1 protein-coding gene is annotated in these 1966 nt (G+C 36.5%); it reads left to right on the top strand.

All coding sequences use genetic code 11. The features are described from left to right. Positions 1–101 precede the first annotated feature (101 nt). Positions 102–1502, top strand: a complete 1401-nt coding sequence (locus tag ACFIKE_RS09945; RefSeq protein WP_375649672.1) for an amino acid permease — start codon at positions 102–104, stop codon at positions 1500–1502. Positions 1503–1966 lie beyond the last annotated feature (464 nt).

The following is a 1966-nucleotide window of genomic DNA, read 5'->3' as shown; positions in this document are numbered from 1 at the left end:
GTTTTTTTCCTTTACACCTTATTTATATCATGCTTCGATACAGAATAATGCATTTTTTAGTGTAATTTAACCTCAAAATAATTAAAGGGAACCCCCCAAAAATGAACTATAAACAAAATTTAAAAGATGGTCCTCAGATGAAACTACAACGTGGCCTAGATAACCGTCACGTACAACTTATAGCCCTCGGTGGAGCTATTGGAACAGGACTCTTCATGGGATCAGGAAAAACAATTAGTGTAGCAGGCCCTTCCATCGTACTCGTTTATGCTATTATTGGATGTGCCCTATACTTTGTCATGCGCGCTATGGGAGAATTATTGCTTTCTAATTCACAATACCGGTCCCTTATTGATTTTTCAACCGATATGCTAGGGCCGGGAATCGCTTTCTTTGTAGGCTGGAGCTATTGGTTGAGCTGGGTTGTAACTGGAGCTGCAGATATTATTGCCATCATCACTTATATGCACTTTTGGTGGCCAACGCTTAATCCATGGATTGCCGTTTTTTCTTGCATTGGTTTCTTTTTAATTTTTAATCTCTTTGCCGTAAAACTGTTTGGTGAACTTGAATTTTGGTTTGGTCTTATCAAAGTCGTAGCAATTTTAGCATTAATTGTTGTTGGTTTTTATATGATTGCTACGGGCTTTACTTCTCCCAATGGTACTGTTGCTTCTCTCAATCACGTATGGAACGATGGAAATATCTTTCCGCGAGGAATTACAGGTTTTTTTGCTGGATTTCAAATTGCCATTTTTTCTTTTGTTGGTATAGAAATTGCAGGAACAACTGCAGCTGAAGTCAAAAATCCTAAAAAAGTTCTACCAAAAGCAATTAATGCAATACCAGTACGTATTGTACTCTTTTACATCTTCTCTCTCATCGTGATTATGTCAGTCACACCTTGGGATCAAATTGTTCCAGAGAAAAGCCCCTTTGTTTCGATGTTTTGGCTTGCTGGTATTCCGATAGCTGCTGGTTTGGTAAACTTTGTCGTTCTCACCTCGGCTGCCTCTTCAGCAAATAGTGGTATTTTTTCGACTAGCCGCATGATATATGGGCTTGCAACACAAAAAGGTGCTCCTCCAATTTTAGGGAAGCTTTCCAAATACCATGTTCCAGCCAATGCTCTATTCTTTTCCTGCTTATGTATTTTAATAGGGTATACAATTGCCTCACTCTCTCCAAGCCTCATAAGTGCTTTCACAATTGTGACGAGCATCTCAGCTATTGCATTTTTATTCGTATGGTCTGTAATTTTGGTTAGCTATATTGTATATCGTCGCAAACACCCTCATCTGCATACTGAATCCGTCTACAAAATGCCAGGAGGAATTATCGTGTGCGGGATAATTTTAGTTTTCTTTGCTTTCATGCTCTATTTGTTAACATTAGAAGAAGACACCCTAACAGCTTTAAAATACGGTATATTCTGGTTTATTTGCTTAGGCATAACCTATTTTACATTTGTAAAGAAAAAAATGACTCAAGGTAACAAATAAAGTCTATACATAAAAACATCTCAAAAAAGGGTAATTTTAGTTACCCTTTTTCTACTTAACCTCCTCCCCAAACATCAAAAAACGAGGATTCCTACCAGCGTCGGTTTGTGAACAATCCGGCTTTGTTAAGGAGCATGCTGCTGACCATTTATATGGTTCACCTACATAAGGCTCTATGGGCTAGCCCTGCCCTGAATACTCACCACACATTCTAAAAATACTTCATGTGTAGAATGTTACATGCTTTATATCACTATTCTAAACAACAGTATTTTACAGCATAATAGGATAAGAAACGATCTATTCTGTAAAGAATTCTCTATAAACTTCACTGACATTGTTTACTAATAAAACATGAGATTTTATTTAAAACTCCCCCCAAAAAATTTATATTCAATTTTTTATCAAAATTAAAAATACAGCTCTAAGGAGAATATATCTTAATATTTATCTTCAATAAAAAA

Origin of the sequence: Bartonella sp. MU70NMGDW (assembly GCF_042194085.1) — a bacterium.
Taxonomy (GTDB): Bacteria; Pseudomonadota; Alphaproteobacteria; order Rhizobiales; family Rhizobiaceae; genus Bartonella; species Bartonella grahamii.
This window is presented reverse-complemented; position numbering and strand designations above follow the sequence as displayed.

Bases quoted from the DNA above. Each gene is read 5' to 3' on its own strand.
- ACFIKE_RS09945 (WP_375649672.1), top strand. From the start codon at position 102: ATGAACTATAAACAAAATTTAAAAGATGGTCCTCAGATGAAACTACAA.